The organism is Longimycelium tulufanense, assembly GCF_014645795.1.
GTDB lineage: Bacteria > Actinomycetota > Actinomycetes > Mycobacteriales > Pseudonocardiaceae > Longimycelium > Longimycelium tulufanense.
In genome coordinates this window covers 61,467-79,205 of the sequence record NZ_BMMK01000028.1, presented here as the reverse complement: position 1 = coordinate 79,205, position 17,739 = coordinate 61,467, and the positions used below count along the sequence as shown (strand labels likewise).

General features: G+C 71.2%; 15 protein-coding genes. 6 read left to right on the top strand and 9 right to left on the bottom strand.

Annotated elements, in window-relative coordinates:
• Positions 1-421: 421 nt before the first annotated feature.
• From IEY55_RS23800 to IEY55_RS23775, 6 genes are all read right to left on the bottom strand, one after another.
• The gene (locus IEY55_RS23800) at positions 422-1,300 is read right to left on the bottom strand and encodes a shikimate dehydrogenase (RefSeq protein WP_189060761.1); all 879 of its coding nucleotides are present in this window, start codon (positions 1,298-1,300) and stop codon (positions 422-424) included.
• A gap of 4 nt (positions 1,301-1,304) precedes the next feature.
• Positions 1,305-2,498: an endolytic transglycosylase MltG gene (mltG, locus tag IEY55_RS23795; RefSeq protein WP_189060760.1), complete on the bottom strand. Its 1,194-nt coding sequence runs from the start codon at positions 2,496-2,498 to the stop codon at positions 1,305-1,307.
• Positions 2,499-2,623: 125 nt separating this feature from the next.
• Positions 2,624-3,103, bottom strand: coding sequence for a Holliday junction resolvase RuvX (ruvX, locus tag IEY55_RS23790; RefSeq protein ID WP_189060759.1), 480 nt, complete (start codon positions 3,101-3,103; stop codon positions 2,624-2,626).
• Positions 3,100-5,793: an alanine--tRNA ligase gene (gene alaS, locus IEY55_RS23785; protein ID WP_189060758.1), complete on the bottom strand. Its 2,694-nt coding sequence runs from the start codon at positions 5,791-5,793 to the stop codon at positions 3,100-3,102. Before alaS ends, ruvX begins: the two co-directional genes overlap by 4 nt.
• A gap of 109 nt (positions 5,794-5,902) precedes the next feature.
• Entirely contained in the window at positions 5,903-6,259 is a 357-nt protein-coding gene (locus IEY55_RS32200; RefSeq protein ID WP_229686685.1) for a hypothetical protein, read from the bottom strand.
• Positions 6,256-6,663 (bottom strand): DUF948 domain-containing protein, encoded by a 408-nt coding sequence (locus IEY55_RS23775; RefSeq protein WP_189060757.1) that lies wholly within the window; start codon positions 6,661-6,663, stop codon positions 6,256-6,258. The genes IEY55_RS32200 and IEY55_RS23775 overlap by 4 nt, the downstream gene beginning before the upstream one ends.
• 188 nt (positions 6,664-6,851) lie before the next feature.
• Here IEY55_RS23775 and IEY55_RS23770 point away from each other — a divergent pair, with 188 nt between their 5' ends.
• The 4 genes from IEY55_RS23770 to IEY55_RS23755 all read left to right on the top strand — a co-directional run bounded on the left by IEY55_RS23770 (position 6,852) and on the right by IEY55_RS23755 (position 11,261).
• A complete protein-coding gene (locus tag IEY55_RS23770) occupies positions 6,852-8,408 on the top strand; it encodes a pyridoxal phosphate-dependent decarboxylase family protein (RefSeq protein WP_229686684.1) in 1,557 nt (518 codons plus the stop codon).
• Positions 8,409-8,572: 164 nt separating this feature from the next.
• Positions 8,573-9,202, top strand: coding sequence for a GNAT family N-acetyltransferase (locus tag IEY55_RS23765; RefSeq protein WP_189060756.1), 630 nt, complete (start codon positions 8,573-8,575; stop codon positions 9,200-9,202).
• Complete coding sequence (locus IEY55_RS23760) at positions 9,199-9,477, top strand: hypothetical protein (RefSeq protein WP_189060755.1); 279 nt, start codon at positions 9,199-9,201, stop codon at positions 9,475-9,477. Before IEY55_RS23765 ends, IEY55_RS23760 begins: the two co-directional genes overlap by 4 nt.
• Complete coding sequence (locus IEY55_RS23755) at positions 9,474-11,261, top strand: IucA/IucC family protein (protein ID WP_229686683.1); 1,788 nt, start codon at positions 9,474-9,476, stop codon at positions 11,259-11,261. The genes IEY55_RS23760 and IEY55_RS23755 overlap by 4 nt, the downstream gene beginning before the upstream one ends.
• A 162-nt stretch (positions 11,262-11,423) precedes the next feature.
• Here the strand turns inward: IEY55_RS23755 and IEY55_RS23750 are convergent, their stop codons facing one another.
• The gene (locus tag IEY55_RS23750) at positions 11,424-12,773 is read right to left on the bottom strand and encodes a replication-associated recombination protein A (protein WP_505735180.1); all 1,350 of its coding nucleotides are present in this window, start codon (positions 12,771-12,773) and stop codon (positions 11,424-11,426) included.
• A 111-nt stretch (positions 12,774-12,884) separates the two neighbouring features.
• On the opposite strand from IEY55_RS23750, the gene IEY55_RS23745 reads away from it, so the two are divergent.
• Together IEY55_RS23745 and IEY55_RS23740 are read left to right on the top strand one after the other, a co-directional pair.
• Positions 12,885-13,310 carry a uridine kinase family protein gene (locus IEY55_RS23745; RefSeq protein ID WP_229686682.1) on the top strand — a complete coding sequence of 142 codons (426 nt, stop codon included), beginning with the start codon at positions 12,885-12,887 and terminating at the stop codon, positions 13,308-13,310.
• A gap of 65 nt (positions 13,311-13,375) precedes the next feature.
• A complete protein-coding gene (locus IEY55_RS23740) occupies positions 13,376-15,031 on the top strand; it encodes an alkaline phosphatase D family protein (protein WP_189060752.1) in 1,656 nt (551 codons plus the stop codon).
• A 208-nt stretch (positions 15,032-15,239) separates the two neighbouring features.
• Here the strand turns inward: IEY55_RS23740 and IEY55_RS23735 are convergent, their stop codons facing one another.
• Positions 15,240-16,760 (bottom strand): SulP family inorganic anion transporter, encoded by a 1,521-nt coding sequence (locus IEY55_RS23735; RefSeq protein ID WP_189060751.1) that lies wholly within the window; start codon positions 16,758-16,760, stop codon positions 15,240-15,242.
• A gap of 301 nt (positions 16,761-17,061) precedes the next feature.
• Complete coding sequence (locus IEY55_RS23730; RefSeq protein WP_189060750.1) at positions 17,062-17,463, bottom strand: hypothetical protein; 402 nt, start codon at positions 17,461-17,463, stop codon at positions 17,062-17,064.
• Between the last annotated feature and the right edge of the window lie 276 nt (positions 17,464-17,739).

Sequence of the window (17,739 nt, the reverse complement as noted above, 5' to 3'; positions counted from 1 at the left end):
CACCTACAACCATCACCGCCACCACACCGCGATCGGCGGCCCACCCGCCCACCGCATCCCCAACCTCACAGGACAGAACACCTAGCCATCACTGGATCCGGCACAACCGGATCCACCGCGAGGTGACGGACGAAGCGAGCATCGCTTCGCGGCGACAAGGCGCGCAGCTAAGCCCGGAGCCGAGCAATCCAACACCAAACGCGGGTTGCCTCCGCCCGACCCCGACTCCGGGCGGAGGCAACCCGTTCCCATGTCTGGAACCGCACGTTCCGGTGTGAGGAAACGGAATTCGACACACCGGATGCGCCACGAGGCGCGAGCCGAGACTCACGTTCGTTGCCAGCAGGGCCAAGCCGGCCTTGCCCACCGGCACCTGTAGATCCACCAGCGGATTACCGTACCGCGCAGCTATTTTGCGGCGTCAGAGCGTGGAGTCCGCGGCCAGAGGCAGCGGGAGCACGTGGCCGGTGGCGGCGCGGAGGGCGTCCCGCATCGCCTCCCGCGGGGCCGGTCTCCCGGTGAACTGTTCCACCTGCCCGAATGCCTGGTGCAGCAACATGTCCAGCCCGGTGGCGAGGTGACCGCCGCGCTCGGCCACCGCCCGCGCCAACAGCGTCGGCCACGGGTGGTAGATGACATCGAGAACGCAGGGGGCGGTGGCCAATGCGGCCGCGGTCGGCTCGTCCACGCCGGCGGGCACCGTGCTCACCACGACGTCCGCCGCCGAGGCGAGCGCGGCCAGGTCCGCCTCGGCCCACCGCACCGCGGTGGCGGACACACCCACTCGCTTCGCGCAGTCCAACGCATCCGCGGCGCGAACCGGGTCGCGCACGACGAGCTGAACCTGGTTCACGCCCAGCTCGGCCAGACCGGCGAGCGCGGCCATGGCGGTACCGCCCGCGCCGAGCATCACCGCCGTACCACCCGGGTCACGCCGGTAGCCGCCGGCGGCACGCAACGCCCCGACCACACCGTCCACATCGGTGCAGTCGGCCCGCCAACCACGGTCGGGCAACCGGACGAGGGTGTTGGCCGCGCCCACGGCCACGGCCCGCTCGGTGGCCTCCCCGGCCAACGCCAGTGCGGCCTTCTTCCCGGGCATGGTCACCGACAGCCCGACCCACTCCGGGCCCAGCTCCCGCACCATGCCGGGGAGTCCGGCGTCATCGCACTCGATCCGGTCGTATTCCCAGCCGTCCAGGCCAAGCGCGGTGTATGCCGCGCGGTGCAACACGGGTGACAGGGAGTGGGTGATCGGCGAACCGACCACCGCCGCCCTGCGCGTGACCTCGGTGCCCATTGCCTCAGAATGCCCCGTTCGCCCTGGCTTTCCGTTCGTTCGCCTGCTGTTCCTCGAACGTCTCGGCGAAGCAGGTGGTTCCGTCCTTCTGGCACTTCACGAAGAACAGCCACGGGCCGGGTGTGGGCTTGATCGCCGCGTTGATGGCGTCCTTGCTCGGCGCGGAGATCGGCGTGGGCGGTAATCCGGTGGTGAGATAGGAGTTGTACGGGCCGGGCCGGCCGCGATCCGCGTCGCTGGTGGTGATGTGCTGCTTGTCCAGCACGTAGTTGATCGTCGAGTCGTATTCCAGTTTCTTGTTGATGGCGAGCCGGTTGTAGGTGACCCGGGACACCTTGGCGAAGTCCTTGGTGACCGCTTCCTTCTCCACCAGGGACGCCACCGTCAGTACCTCGTAGGGTGTGAAGCCGGTGTCGACGGCGCCGCCGGGAATCCCGGCCGCCTGCAGCCGCTCGGTCGAAATTTTGAGCACGTCGCGCAGCAGCTCCTCGGCCGAGGAACCGGGCTTGACGTAGTAGATGCCCGGAATGATCAGGCCCTCCAGCCGGCGCTTCGGCTCGGCCTTGGCCACCGACGGCAGCGCCCAGTCGGGCACGCCCAGCTGCTTCGGATTGGTCTTCTCCATAGCCGCGCGCAGCTCCTCGGCCGGGACGCAGGTGCTCTCGCCGTTCTGCTGCGTGCAGCTGGCCTTGGAGATCTTGGCCAGGATCCCCTCGTAGACCTTGCCGGCGTTGTCCGAGGTGTCGTCGAGCTGCATCCCGCCGCGCACCTCGAAGGACCCGACCTTCGCGTTCGGCTCGGTGATCCGCTGCACCGCGGCCGCGCCCGACATCTTGGTCTTCATCAGGTAGTAGCCGGGCTGGATGGCGGTCACCTTGGGGTTGTTCGCCCCGGCCTTGACGAACGCCTTGGGGCTGGCGACCACGTCGTGCTCGGCGAGGCGGGTGGCGATGGCGCTGGTGCTGTCGCCGGGCTCCACCTGCACCACGACGTCGCTTTCGCCGTTGCCCGCGTAGTCGTCGTAGCCGAACCCGCCGAACAGGTGCAGCGCGTACCAGGCGCCCCCGCCGATGATGGCCAGGCCCAACACCACGGCCAGCACCGTGACCAGCCGGCGGCGCGGTGCTCTGCGGGCCGCCTCGCGCTGTCCCGACCCGTCATCGGGCGTGTCGGCGAACAGGCCGAGGTCGTCACTCACCAGGTGCTCCTGTGTCCTGTAGCGGAGGCGACCGTGTCGTGCACGATCAGCCGCTCACGATCACTTGTGTTGTGCCGTGCCGGGTACCGCGGGCCCGGTGGGGAGGTGGGCGGTTCCGCCCGTGCTCACCTTCGGCGCGCGTCCAGCCACGACTGCAGGATCTCCACCGCGGCGGCCTGGTCGACGACCGCGCGCTGCTTACGACCCCGCACCCCTCGCCCGGCGAGCACCCGGGTCGCGGTGACCGTGGTCAGCCGTTCGTCGGCCAGGCGCACCGGCACCGGTGCGACCCGACGCGCCAGCGCCTCGGCGTAGGCCACGGCGGCCTCGGCCGCCGGTCCGTGCCGTCCGGCCAGCGTCGTCGGCAGGCCCACGACCACCTCGACCACCTTGTGCTCGGCGACGAGGGCGGCCAACCGCTCCAGGTCGGAACCGCTGGCCTCGTCGCGGGCCAGGGTAACGAGCGGGCTGGCCAGAAGCGGTGCCGGATCGCTGAGTGCCACCCCAACGCGTACCGCGCCGACGTCGACGCCGAGCCGGCGGCCGGGTCCGGGATCGTCGCTCCCGGGCCGGTCCGGCCGCCGTTGCGGGTGCTGCCGGCTCACCCGGTGGACACCGACCCGGACTCGACCAGCGCCGCCAGCTCGCGGCGCAGCGCGGCGACCGCGGCCGGCACGCCGGCCGGGTTGGTGCCGCCGCCCTGGGCCATGTCCGGCTTGCCGCCGCCGCGCCCGCCGACCTCGGCGGCGAACAACGGCACCAGCTTGCCGGCGGCCAGGCCGGCCTCGCGCGCGGCCGCCGTGGTGGCGACCACGAAGCTGACCTTGCCCGCGGCCGGGTCGGCGGAGAACAACGCGACCACGCCGCAGCGGTTGCCGAGCTTGTTGCGCGCCTCGGTGGCCACCTGCCGCAGGTCGTTGCCGCTCACACCGTCGGGCAGCGCGGCTGCGACGAGCGAGATCCCGCGCACGTCCTCAGCGGTGTTCACGAGGTTGCCCACCGAGGCCAGCAGTTGGCCGGCGCGGAGCTTCTCCAGCTCCTTCTCGGCGTTGCGCAGTCGCTCGATGAGGTTCTCGATCCGGCCGGGCAGCTCCTCGTTGGGCACCTTGAGCAGGGCGGCGATGTTCTGCACCAGGGCCCGTTCCCGAGCCAGGGTGCGGAACGCCTCGATGCCCACGTATGCCTCCAGCCGCCGCACGCCCGAGCCCACCGAGGACTCGCCGAGCAGCATGATCGGTCCGATCTGCGAGGCGTGCTCGACGTGGGTGCCGCCGCACAGCTCCCGCGACCATGGGCCGCCGATCTCGACCACCCGCACGGTCTCGTCGTAGGTCTCGCCGAACAGCGCCAGCGCACCCATCTCCTGGGCCTGCGGCAGCGAGGTGTACACCACCCGCACCGGCAGGTCGCGACGCACCGCCAGGTTGGAGACGTCCTCGATCTCGCTGCGGGTCTGTGCCGACAGCCCCGATGGCCAGGCGAAGTCCAGGCGCAGGTAGCCGGGCTTGTTGTAGGAGCCGCTCTGCAACGCCGACGGCCCGAGCACCTCCCGCAGCGCGGCGTGCACGACGTGGGTGCCGGAATGGCCCTGCCGGGCACCGATCCGCCACTCCGGGTCGACCTGGGCCAGCACGTGCTGGCCCTCGGCGATCTCCCCGCTGGTGACCCGCACCTGGTGCACCCACAGCTTGCGGGCCACCTTCTGCACGTCCAACACCTCCAGCTCGGCGTTGGACGAGGTGATGGTGCCCGCGTCGCTCTCCTGGCCACCGGACTCCGCGTACAGCGGGGAGCGGTCGAGCACGATCTCGACGATCTCGCCCTCACCGGCCGAACGCACGCGCTCGCCCTCCCGGACCAGGCCGCGCACGGTGGCCTCGCTGGCCAGCTCCTGGTAGCCGGTGAACTCGGTGCCGCCCAGCTCGAGCAGCTCCCGGTAGACGGTCCGGTCGCCGTGGCCGGTCTTGCGGGCCGCGGCGTCGGCCTTGGCCCGGGCCCGCTGCTCGGCCATGAGCTTGCGGAAGCCCTCCTCGTCGACCTGCAGGCCCTGCTCGCCGGCCATCTCCAGGGTCAGGTCGATCGGGAAACCATAGGTGTCGTGCAGCTGGAACGCCTTGTCCCCGCTGAGCAGGCTGCGCCCGGCCTGTTTGGTCTCGGCCACCGCGGTGTCGAAGATCTTGGTACCGGTGCTCAGCGTCTGCAGGAAGGTGTTCTCCTCGGCGGTGACCACGCGCTCGATGCGCTCGAAGTCGGTCACCAGCTCCGGGTAGGCCGGGCCCATGGCGTCCCGGACCACCTCGGCGAACTGGCCGAGCACCGGCTCGGTGGTGCCGAGCAGCCGGGCCGAGCGCACGATCCGGCGCAGCAGCCGGCGCAGCACGTAGCCGCGCGCCTCGTTGCCCGGGGTCACCCCGTCGCCGACGAGCATGACGCCGCTGCGCGCGTGGTCGGCGATGATCCGGAACCGGACGTCGTCTTCGGGATTCGCACCGTACTTGCGGCCGGTCAGCTCCTCGGCCTTGGCGATCACCGGGCGCACCAGGTCGGTCTCGTAGACGTTGTCCACGCCCTGCAGCAGGTAGGCCACCCGCTCCATGCCCATGCCGGTGTCAATGTTCTTCGCCGGCAGCGGCCCGAGGATGGGGAAGTCGTCCTTACCGGAGCCCTCACCGCGCTCGTCCTGCATGAAGACGAGGTTCCAGATCTCCAGGTAGCGGTCCTCGTCGACGACGGGGCCGCCCTCCCGGCCGTACTCCGGGCCACGGTCGTAGTAGATCTCCGAGCACGGGCCGCACGGGCCCGGCACGCCCATGGACCAGAAGTTGTCCTCCATGCCCCGGCGCTGGATGCGTTCCTCGGGCAGGCCGGCGATCTTCTTCCAGAGGCTGGCCGCCTCGTCGTCGTCCTGGTAGACCGTCACCCAGATGCGGTCCGGGTCGAAGCCGTAGCCGCCGTCGTCCTGGCTGCCCGTGACCAGCTGCCAGGCCAGCTCGATGGCGCCTTCCTTGAAGTAGTCGCCGAACGAGAAGTTCCCGGCCATCTGGAAGAACGTGTTGTGCCGGGTGGTGTGGCCGACGTTGTCGATGTCCCCGGTGCGCACGCACTTCTGAATGCTGGTGGCCCGCTTGTATGGCGGCGGCGCCTCGCCGAGGAAGTACGGCTTGAACTGCACCATGCCGGCGTTGACGAACAGCAGGTTCGGGTCGTCCAGGATGAGGGAGGCGCTGGGCACGACGGTGTGGCCGTTGCGCTCGAAGTGCTCCAGGAAGCGCTTGCGGATTTCGTGGGTCTGCACGGTGGGTCGTTCCTCTGGTCAACGCTGCGGGCGCTGCGGGCCGCGCGCAGCGACGGGCCTGCGGTCTGTCTCAGCGGCGGGACGGCCGTCGCGCGGTGGGGCCGCGCGGTCAGCCTCCCGCCCGGCGCGCTCGTGCGCCGGAGGGCCGCCGGTGGTCGCGGGCGAGCTGCGGGTATCCGTCGGACCGGCGCGACTCCAGGGTGCCACGGGCGGTGGCCCGGGCCGACCGGCCCGCGTCGGGGCCGGTGCGGTGCTCGACCACCTCGTGCAGCTCGCGCTCGCGTTCGGACATGCCGGCGCGGACGTCGGCGCCGAAGGCGCCGACGGCGCCGGCCAGCTCCCGCAGCGCATCGGAGACGTTGGCGGCGAGCCCGGCCGGGGTCGCCTGTCGCGCGGTGTGGGCGGCCTTGCGGGTCAACGCCACGCCGGCGGCGGCGCCGAGACCGAACCAGAACAGGCGCTTCACCGCTTGCCCCCTCGCCGCCGGGAGTGCCGGCCCTCGGCCTGGGCCTCCGCCTTGCGCTTGCGTCGCGCACGCACGGCCTTGCTGACGCCGTAGGAGAACGCCGCGGCCTTCACCAGCGGACCGCCCAGGGTGGCGGTGAACAACGACGTCAGCGCGGAGACGTTGCCGGTGACCGCGCGCGCGTTGGAGGTGATCCCGTCCACGCGTTCCAGCTGGGTGTTGACGTGGTTGAGGGTGGTGTTGGCACCGGCGAACAGCGGGTCGCTGTTCTCGTGCGCCTTGCGGATGGCGATGGTCATCTCGTCCAGCGCGCGGCCCAGCTTGATGAGCACGATCGCCAGGAACAGCACCAGTAGCACGAAGGCGCCCGCTGCGACTAGGGCGGCGATCTGCCCTGGCGACACGTGTCCTCCTGGTGTTTTCGGCCGGCCGGCCGGGGCCGACGGGTGCGTGCGTAAGTGTGAATGAGGCTACCGCGCCCACCCGATCGCGTGGTGATCTGGCCCCTGACCCCGCCGCATGCGCTTGACACCCCGCACGTCTCACCGTTGAGGTTAGGCTAACCTAACTTCCCGTTTCCCGCGGAGGTGTAGTGATCCGGACATCCGATGCCGCACGACGCACACCCGGGTACTACTTCCCCACCCCGCTGGCCGGCGCCCCGGACGGGCTGGCCGCGGTCTGCGCCGCGCTGGGACACGCCCTCGGCGCCACTCGCGCCGCCCGCCGCCCCGAAGGTCCGCTTCCCGCGGGTGATCCGACGGCGGTGCTCGCCGCCGCCGGCGCCCCGCTCGGGCCGGCCCAGCTGCCCACCGAGGGCATCGGGCCGGAGGGCGCCCTGCGCCTGCTGGCCCGGGTGCTGGTCGAGCACGGGGTGGACCTGACCCACCCGCACGCGGCCGCGCACCTGCAGCCGCCACCGCTGGCGGTGGCGGTGGCGGCCGACGCGTTGGCCGATGCCGGCAACGCCTCGGTGGACACCTATGACTCCGGACCGTCGGCCATCGCGGTGGAACGGTGGGTGGTGGACGTGCTGGCCCGGCTCGCCGGGCTGGGGCCGGCTGCCGACGGCGTGCTCACCCCGGGCGGCTCGCTGTCGAACCTGCTCGGCCTGCTCCTGGCGCGGGACGCGGCAGCCGCCCGTCGCGGCGTGGACGCCCGCCGGCACGGCATCGCGGCGTTGCCCGGACCGGTGGTGCTGTGCTCGGAACTGGTGCACTTCTCGGTCCACCGGGCGTGTGCCGCGCTCGGGCTCGGTGAGTTCGCGGTGCGGGCGATTCCGGTCGACGGGCGGCGCCGGATGCGACCCGAGGCGTTGGCCGGTGTGCTGCGCAACCTGGGTCCGGAGCGGACGCCGTTGGCGGTGGTGGCCACGGCGGGCAACACCGACTTCGGTGCCATCGACCCGCTTCCACAGCTCGCCGAGGTGACCCGGGAGCACGGGGTGTGGCTCCACGTCGATGCCGCCTACGGCTTCGGCGCCCTGTTCTCCGAGCACCTCGCGCCGCGGCTGGCCGGCCTGGAACTGGCCGACTCGATCACGGTCGATCTGCACAAGCTGGGCTGGCAGCCGGCCGCGGCGAGCGTGTTGCTCACCGCCGGGGCGGCCGCTTTTGCCCCGCTGGGCCGGGAGGTGGCCTACCTCAACCCGGCCGACGACACCGATGCGGGCTACGAGGGCCTGCTCGGTCGCAGCCTGCAGACCACGCGCCGGGCGGATGCGGTGAAGATCGCGGCCACGTTGCTGGCGCACGGCCGGCGCGGCCTGGGTCGACTGGTGGACACCTGCCACGGCCTGGCCACCCATGCGCAGCAACGGATCGCGGCCGAGCCCGAGCTGGAACTGGTGTGCCCCGTGGAGCTGACCACGGTGGTGTTCCGTTACCGGACCCCGTATCCGGCGATGGATGACGAGGTCAACGCCCGATTACGGCGCCGGCTCGCCGAAAGCGGGCGGGCTCTGGTCGGCCGGACCGCGACCCGGCTCGCCGGCCCCGGCTCGCCGCGGCGGGTGTGCCTGAAGTTCACGTTGCTCAACCCGGCGGCCACGCAACGGGACGTGGATGCCCTGGTCGACGCGGTGCTGGACGCGGGCCGGGAATGCCTGACCGAGCTGGATCGGGAGCTCGACGAGGAGGGGGCGGCGTGACGGCGACAGCGGCGGTGGCGGCCGGGCGGTTCGTTGTGCGAGCCCGGTGTTCGTGGTTCGGCGGCGCGCATACCCCTGCGGGGCGGGCGGTGCCGCAGCCCCGGGGTGACCCGTTTCCCCCGCAATGACCACTCTTCCGCGAAGCGTCCTGTGTGAGGTGCGCGATGACCACGATCGAGCGGAGTGTCGGCGCGAACAGCCTTGACGGCCTTGGTGTGGGAGGTGTGCATCCGGAACCGGTTCCCGGGCCGCCGTTACCCCGGTTGCCGCGGCCTTGGTCGGTGCGGGTGGCCGCGCCGGACGGTGCGGACCTGGCGCTCATCCACGACTGGATGGGTGCCCCGCACGTGGCGGCGTTCTGGAAGCAGGCGTGGGCGCAGCACCGGTGGGCGGCCGAGCTGTCCGGGCAGCTCGCCGGTGACCACTCGCTGCCGTGCCTGATCAGTCGGGACGAGCAACCCGTGGCGTACCTGGAGGTCTACCGGGTCGTGCGGGACCGGTTGGCCGAGCACTATCCGTGCCGGCCGAACGACCTCGGGGTGCACTTGGCGATCGGCGAGCTGGGCCGGACCGGACGCGGGCTGGGTCGCACGCTGCTGCGGGAGGTCGCCGACGGGCTGCTTGCCGCCGACCCGGAGTGCGGTCGGGTGGTCGCCGAGCCCGACGTGCGCAACGGCCCGTCGCGTCGAGCGTTCTCCGCGGCCGGTTTCCTCCCCGTCGGGGAGGTCAGCCTGCCGAACAAGCCCGCCGTGTTGCTGGTGTACCCGCGATCCCGGAAGGACCTCCCACTGTGACTAATCGACTGCACCCCCTGCCGACTCCGCGCCGGGTCGCCGAGCGTGAGATGGTCGCGCTCGAACGCGGATCGGTCGGACAGTTCCTCAACGCACTCTGCTCCACTGTGGACACCGTGGTGTCGGAGATGCGTTTGCAGATCGCTGTGCTGCTCACCGAATTTCGGCTGTGGCGCACCAACGAGCGCGGTTGCTCCCGGGATTCCGATCGACCACCCGATGGGAGAGCCAGGCAGGTGTCGCACCGCAGCGCCCAGCAGGGAGGTACGAGGTGAGTGCGGATACCTGGCGATCGGCGTCCCGTGCCCTGCTGGCCAAGGCGATCGGCGAGCTGGCGTTCGAGGCGATGCTCGATCCGCAGCCCACCGAGCCGGACGGCTATCGGCTGCGTTTGCCCGGCGCCAGCTACCTGTTCCGGGCACGACGCACCGCCTTCGGCGGGTGGCTGGTGGATCCGGGTTCGGTGCGGCGCTGCGCCCGCGGGATCCTGGGCGACGACGTGGCGCAGCTCGCCGAGGACGTGCAACAGTTCCTGGTGGATGCCGCGCCGGAGCTCGGGGTCGCGCCGGAGACGTTGGCCGGCTACCTGGGCGAGGTGACCGCGACACTGGCCGCGGACGTGGCCGCGGCCGAGACCGCGCGGCCGGCCGCCGAACTCGCGGACCTGGGGTACGCCGAGCTCGAGGGTCACCTCACCGGGCATCCGTGGTTGGTGGCCAACAAGGGGCGCATCGGCTTCGCCGCGAGCGACGTGGCCAGCTATGCCCCGGAGGCGCGGCGGGCGCTGCGGCTACCTTGGCTGGCCGCGCACCGTGGGCTGGCGGAATTCCGCGGTACTTCGGAGCTCTCCGAGCGCGCGGTGGTGGAGCAGGAGCTCGACGCTGGGACGGTGCAGGCGTTCCGGGAGGTCCTGCGGGGCAGGGGCCTGGACCCCGATACCTACGTCTGGCTACCCGTGCATCCGTGGCAGCTTGATCACGTGGTCCGCACGCTGTGGTCCCCGGAGATGGCGACCGGACGGCTGGTGGTGCTGGGTGAGGCAACGGACAACTACCTGCCCACACAGGCGATCCGCACATTATCCAATATGGACACGCCGGATCGCTTCCAGGTGAAGTTGCCTTTGCGTATTCTCAACACCGCGGTGTGGCGGGGAATCCCGCCACACTGCTCGTTGTCGGCGCCGGTGGTGTCGCAGTGGCTGCGGGGAATCTGGCGCAGCGACAAGCTGCTGTCCGAGTGGGGCACGGTCCTGCTCGGCGAGGTTGCTTCGGTGACCGTCCGCCACCCGCATCTGTCTGCGGTGGAGGGCGTTCCCTACACCTGGCTGGAAACCCTCGGCTGTATCTGGCGTGAGCCAGTTGATCCGGAGCTGGCCAAGGACGAGCGTGCCTGGCCCCTGGCCGCGGTGCTGCACGTGGATCCGGCGGGACGGCCGCTGGTGAGCGAGTACATCGCGCGGTCGGGTGGGGACGCCGAGGCGTGGCTGGCCGCACTGCTGCGCAGCCTGTTACGACCGTTGCTGCACGTGCTCTTCCAGTACGGGATCACGGTCAATCCGCACGGCGAGAACGTTCTCGTGGTTGCCGGTAGGGACGGGATGCCCAGGCGGGCCGTGCTCAAGGACCTCATCGACGACGTCAACGTGTCGGCGGAGCCCGTCCCCGAGCGCGGCCCCGATCCCGACTCGCACGACCGGGTGCTGCCACGCAAGCCGTGGCAGGTGTTACGGCAGTATCTGGTGGACGCGTTGCTTGTTGGTGTCCTGCGGCCGCTGTCGGTGCTGTTGGCCGATCATCACAAAATCGATGAGGATCGGCTGTGGGGTCGGGTGCGCGGGGAGATCGAATCGTACCGGCGGCGTCATCCCCATCTCGCCGACCGGATGGCGGTGGGGACCCTGTTGGCCCCGACCTTTGGCCGGTATCCCCTCAACGGTGACCGGCTCCTGCAGACCGGCTACGCGGAACTGCCCTACCGGCACGCCATCGCGCCCCGCGGGAAGATTCCGAACCCGCTGTATCCGATCTCCTCGATTCCCCCGCCGGATGGCTGGTGAGGAACGCCAGAGCGCTGCATCGGTTCTGGGAAGCGTTGCAACGCCCAGGTGTTGAGGGGTGCCCGGCCCCGGCATGCGGTGTTGCGGATCCACGCGAGTTGGTCCGCTGCAGGACGGGGCGGAAGTCGGTGCGGGAGCGGGCGGCGCCCCTGCGCCGATGCGTCAGCGCGGCGTTTCGGTATCGCCCGGCTCGCCGCGGGTCATCCGGCGGAGCTTGGGAACCCGGTCGGCAAGCACGCGCTCGGCGCCCCGCGGGGTCGGCCGGTAGTAGTCGCGCCCCACGAGGCCGTCCGGGGCGTACTGCTGGGCGACCACGCCTTCGGCGATGTCGTGCGGGTAGCGGTATCCCTGCGCGTGGCCGAGGCGGGACGCGCCGGTGTAGTGGCCGTCCCGCAGGTGCGGGGGCACCCCACCGACCTCCCCGCGTCGGACGTCGGACAGGGCGGCGTCGACCGCGGTGATCACCGCGTTGGACTTCGGGGCGGTGGCCAGGTGGATCGTGGCCTGGGCGAGTGCCAGGCGGCCCTCCGGCAGGCCGACGAGCTGGACGGCCTGGGCGGCGGCCACCGCGGTCTGCAGGGCGGTCGGGTCGGCCATGCCGACGTCCTCGCTGGCGTGCACGATCAGCCGTCGCGCGACGAACCTCGGGTCCTCCCCCGCCTCGATCATGCGCGCGAGGTAGTGCAGCGCGGCGTCGACGTCCGAACCGCGGATGGACTTGATGAAGGCGCTGACGACGTCGTAGTGCTGGTCTCCGGCGCGGTCGTAGCGGACCGCGGCCTTGTCCACGGTGGACTCCACGGTGGCCAGGTCGATCTCGGTGCCCTGCTGGGAGATCGCCGCATCAGCGGCCGCCTCCAGGGCGGTCAGCGCCCGCCGGGCGTCCCCGGCGGCCAGCCGCACCAGGTGGTCCTCGGCGGCGGTGGCCAGGCTCACCGCACCGGCCAGCCCGCGCTCGTCGGTCACGGCGCGGTGCACCAGGGTGCGCACGTCGTCGTCGGTGAGCGGGCGGAGCTGGAGCACCAGGGAGCGGGACAGCAGCGGGGAGACCACGGAGAAAAACGGGTTCTCGGTGGTCGCCGCCACGAGCAGCACCACCCGGTCCTCGACCGCGCCGAGCAGGGCGTCCTGCTGGGTGCGGGAGAAGCGGTGTACCTCGTCGATGAACAGGACGGTGGACTCGCCGGAGCGGCCCAGCCGCCGCCGGGCCTCGTCGATGACGGCCCGGACCTCCTTGACCCCCGACGACAGCGCGGACAGGGCGACGAACCGGCGGCCGGTGGCGGTGGAGACCAGGGTGGCCAGGGTCGTCTTGCCGGTGCCCGGCGGCCCGTACAGCAGCACCGAGGCCGGCGCGGCACCCTCGACCAGCCGGCGCAGCGGGGCACCCGGGCCGAGCAGGTGGTCCTGGCCGACCACCTCGTCCAGGGTGCGCGGTCGCATCCGCACCGCGAGCGGGGCGTTCTCGGTGAGCTTCTCCTCGGCGCGCTCCGCCACGTCGGCGCCGAACAGACCGCCGTCGAACAGGGCGTCGTCCACGGACCCGACGCTACCCGCCGGGTCCGACACCTCCGGTCGGCCCCGGCACCGTTGCCTCGGCCGGGCGTGCGAAACTGGCCCCTCGTGTCGTCTCCCGTGGTCTCCGCCCGCGTCGTGCTGCTTGCCGGTCCCTCCGGCTCCGGCAAGTCCACCCTCGCCGCCCGGCTCGGCTGGCCGACGCTGCGGCTGGACGACTTCTACCGACCGGGCGACGACCCGCTGCTGCCCCGCGACGCCGAGGGCGCGGTGGACTGGGAGGACCCGGACGCCTGGAACGTCGACGAGGCGCTGTCCGCCATCGCGGAGCTGGCGACGACGGGGCGGGTTGCCGCCCCGGTCTACGCGATCAGCGAGAACCGCCCGGTGGGCACGCAGGAGGTGCGACTGGACGGTGCGCCGGTGTTCGTCGCGGAGGGGTTGTTCGCCGATCGGCTGGTCGCCCGGTGCCGGGCCGCGGGGTTGCTGGCGGACGCGGTCGTGCTGGCTGGCCGCTCGATTCCCAGTCGGTGATCGGCTGGTGAACGCCTGATCTCTGCTCTTCCTCGGGGCGTGCGGGCACTGCACAGTAGTGAAATGTGAATAATCCTCTCAATCGGCGCACCCTGCTCCGGGCCACCGGCGCCACCGCGTTGGGCGCGGCCGCTGCCACGGCCCTGCCTCCGGAGGTTCTCGCCACCGAACCGCATGCACCGCCACAGGGCCAGCAACGCGACACCGCGTTCCGGCACGGTGTGGCCTCCGGTGACCCGTTACCCGACAGCGTCCTGTTATGGACCCGCATCTCCCCGACCCCGGAAGCCGTGCCCGGCTCCGGGGTCGGTCCCGACGTGGAGGTCCGGTGGGAGGTGGCCACCGACGCCTCCTTCCGCACCGTGGTGGCATCCGGTGTCACCCGGACCGGCCCCGGCCGTGACCACACGGTGAAGGTGGACGTCACCGGTCTCGCACCGGCCACCAGCTACTCCTACCGATTCCTCTTCGAGGGCCAGCTTTCCCCCGCGGGCACCACGAAGACCGCACCCGCCACGGATGCGGCGTTGTCCCGGCTCCGTCTCGGCGTGGTCTCGTGCTCCAACTGGCAGGCCGGTCATTTCGCGGCCTACCGCTACCTGGCCGAGCGCGGTGACCTGGATGCCGTCGTGCACCTGGGCGACTACATCTACGAGTACGCGCCGGGTGATTTCCCCCTTGGTTGGTCCGTACGACCGCACGATCCGCCGCACGAGACCATCACGCTCGCCGACTACCGACGGCGGCACGCGCAGTACAAGACCGACCCGGATCTGCAACGCCTGCATGCCACCTGTCCCCTGATCGCCACCTGGGACGACCACGAGGTCAGCAACGACGCGTGGGCGGACGGGGCACAGAACCACACGCCCGGCACGGAAGGCGACTACGCCGCCCGCAAGCTCGCCTCGCACCGCGCCTACTTCGAGTGGATGCCGGTGCGCAACGCGGGCGACCGCATCTACCGCCGGCTACGGTTCGGCCGGCTCGCCGAGCTGTCCCTGCTCGACCTGCGCAGCTACCGGTCCCAACAGACCAAGCCGCTCAACGGCGACGTCGACAACCCCGATCGCACGATCACCGGGCGGGAGCAGATGTCGTGGCTCCTCGACGGGCTGCTTGGCACGACCGCGCAGTGGAAGCTGGTCGGCACCTCGGTGATGGTCTCCCCGGTGCTCGTTCCGCCGCTACCGGCCGACCTCACCGGCCCCCTGCTGGAACTACTGGGTCTGCCGCGCGAGGGCGGCGCGGTGCTGACCGACCAGTGGGACGGCTATGCGGCCGACCGCCGGCGGCTTCTCCGTGCCCTGGCCGACAACGAGGTGCGGGACACGGTGTTCCTGACCGGCGACATCCACTCGTCGTGGGCGTGCGACGTTCCGCTGGACGCCGGCAGCTACCCGCTCAGCCGCTCGGTCGCCACCGAGTTGGTGTGCACCTCGGTCACCTCGGACAACATCGACGACCTCCTCGGCGTTCCGCCACGGACCGCCTCCATCCCTTTGGAGAACGGGATCAGGGCGCTGAACCGGCACGTGCGCTGGGTGGAGTACGACTCGCACGGTGCGTCCGTGCTGGAGGTGACACCGGGTGCGGTCCAGATGGACTGGTACTACGTGGCCGACCGCACCAAGCGCGATTCCGCGGTGTCCTGTGCCCGGTCTTGTCGGGTTCGTTCGGGTAGCCAGCGGATCCAGCGCGGCTGGCATCCCATTACCTGACCGGTGTTCGACCGGTGGTGAGGACGGCACCCACCACAGTGGACACCGTCCTCGCCACCTGAGCCGATGGCTCGGGGCAACGCCTGCGCACCTTGCCGGTGCGCCGCTCGCTCTGCCCCTCGCCCCGCTGCTCGGCTGATCGGGAAACGTTGACTCACGACCGACAAGTCCCGGGAGGGCGTTTTTGGGACACGCAACGGTTTCCCGGTCAGCCGGAGACCGAAACCCGTTCCGGCAGCGACAGGTCGACCTCGGTGTTGGACCTTCGACGTTGCTCGGCCCAGCTTTCCACCGCCTGCCGGCACGCATCGTCGAGGTGACGCAGCTCGGAGAGGTCGAGCTCGACCCGACGCGCGTCCGGAACCGCGTGCAGTGCCGCGAGCAGCCGGGGAAGCCGGAGGAAGGTTGCGATACCGCCCAACCGCACACACACCCGGTCCCCCACGTGATGCCACTTCACCGAGAGCCGGGAGACGTCCCACGCGGTCTTGGCGATCGCCGCCAGCAAACCGATGATCACGCCGGTGAGTAGGTCGATCGCGGCGATCGAGCCGGCGGTGAGCAGCACGATCGCGCCCTCCACGCGCTGCGTGCGCAGCAACGGCACGAGCTCTCGGAGGTTGAGCAGCTTCCAGCCGGCGTGCGCGAGCAACGCGGCCAGCGTGGGCAGCGGCACCAGCGCGAGCAGCTCGGGCAGGAACACGGCGAACAACAGCAACCAGACCCCGTGCAGCACCCGCGACGCCTTCGTCCGCGCCCCCGCCTGGACGTTCGCCGCACTCCGCACGATCACCGCGGTCACGGGCAGCGCGCCCAGTGCCCCGCTGACCACGTTGCCCGCACCCTGCGCTGCCAGCTCGGTGTTGTACCGGGTCGCGGGCCCGGTGTGCAGCCGGTCCACCGCTGCCGCGCTGAACATGCTCTCCGCCGAGGCGACCAGCGCGAAGGTGATTATCGTGCCGAGCACGGCCGGGTCGGTGAACAGCGACCACTGCCCCATGTCGGGCGGGGAGATGACGGCGCCGAGGCCACCGACCTGGACGGTGGCCACGGGCAGTCCGGCCACCGCCACGACGGTGGCGGTCACGACCACCGCCGCGAGTGCCCCGGGTACCTGGCGTAGCTTGGCCGGCATCCGTTGCCAGGCCACGAGGACGAGCAGGGTCAGCACGCCGATCAGTGCCGAGGCCGCGACGGACCAGCGGTCCAGTGCCCCGGTGACCAGCCCGGGCAGGCCGGCCAGCTTGCCGACGATGTTCTTGGGCTGGGCGGCACCGAAGAACGGGTAGAGCTGGCCGAGCAGCAGCACCAGGCCGATCCCGGCGAGCATGCCCCGCACCACCGACGGGGAGATGGCCTGGAACCAGCGGCCGAGCCGGAGCAGGCCCATCAGCACCTGGAGCAGGCCGGCGCCGAGCACGATCACCCCCAGCGCGGCCAGGCCGTGCCGGGACACCGCCTCGGCCACCAGCACGGCCGGGGCGGGGGACGGCCCACTGACCTGCATGGTGCTGCCCGGCAGCAGGCCGACCCCGAGACCGCCGACGATGCCGGTGACGATGCCCAGTTCGGCCGGTGCACCGGAAGCCACCGCAACTCCCACGCACAGCGGCACCGCAACCAGGAACACCACCAGCGACGCACCGAAATCGGCCGCCGCATCCCGGCGGAGCCACGTCGTGAAGCGGGTCGGGAGATCGGACACCTTCGTTTCCCACTTCGTGCTCATCGCGCCTCACCCGTGCTGTCGAGCCGCACGGCGTGCGACTTCTCCGCCCGGCGAAGCGGAGTCGAATTCACGCCAAATACCTCAGCTGGGGTAGGGCTGGTGCCGATTGCGGAGTGGATGTCGCAGGGGACGGCGGAGCGACGCCGCAGGTGGGCGCCGGATTGTCGTCGTCGCTGGTCGAACGCGCGCGTGACGCAGGCATGGCGGTACCGCGCAGGGGTTGGGAAATTCATCTCGCCTCTGCTGTATGTCGCTTTTGTCGGTCTGTCGAGGAAACGGTCAGGACCGGCCAGCGGTTCGATCAGCTAAGGAACACCTGGAGCATTTCGGGGGTGTGCGCGACGGTGCGACACTCCCCGGCTCCACTGGCGGCGGGAACGGTGCGCGCCCGCTGATCGGCAACGTGGGGGACGGGTGGGGTGACCGCCGCGGCCGGCGGCGTGGCCTCGTCCCGGACGTGGCCGCGTCGTTGCGCCACGAGATGTTCCGGCGGTGCGGTGGGCTCCTCCGACCGGGCCTGCGGGTCAGCGCAGCCTTGGTCGACCGTCACCTGCTGGTCGGCCTGCTCGCTCGGGTGCAGCGACAGCGGCTCGGCCAGCGCGGCGGAGGCACCGCCGAGGAGAGAGAAGAGCACGAGGAAGACCCAGACCGCCGCACGAACCGGCAGGAACGCGCGCGCCCGCGAGGTGTCAGCTCGAGGCATCGGTTCCCCCCTTCGGCGCCAGCTGTCGTCTCCCACGTGCCGCGAGACAGCACACCCGAGAGCGCTGTCCGGTTCGTTCCGATTCAGCGCCCTCGGGTACTTGGTGTCGCTGATCACGAACATACCGATTAGGACATAACGTCTTTGTGTCCTCCCGTGGCGAACGGGTGAACAACAAGCCAAACCTGCTGGACAGACCGGTCGTTGTGACCTCGGTTGCTTTTTCTGACGTGCATGAAGTACTACCCGCGGAGCCGGTCCTCGCCGAACCGGATG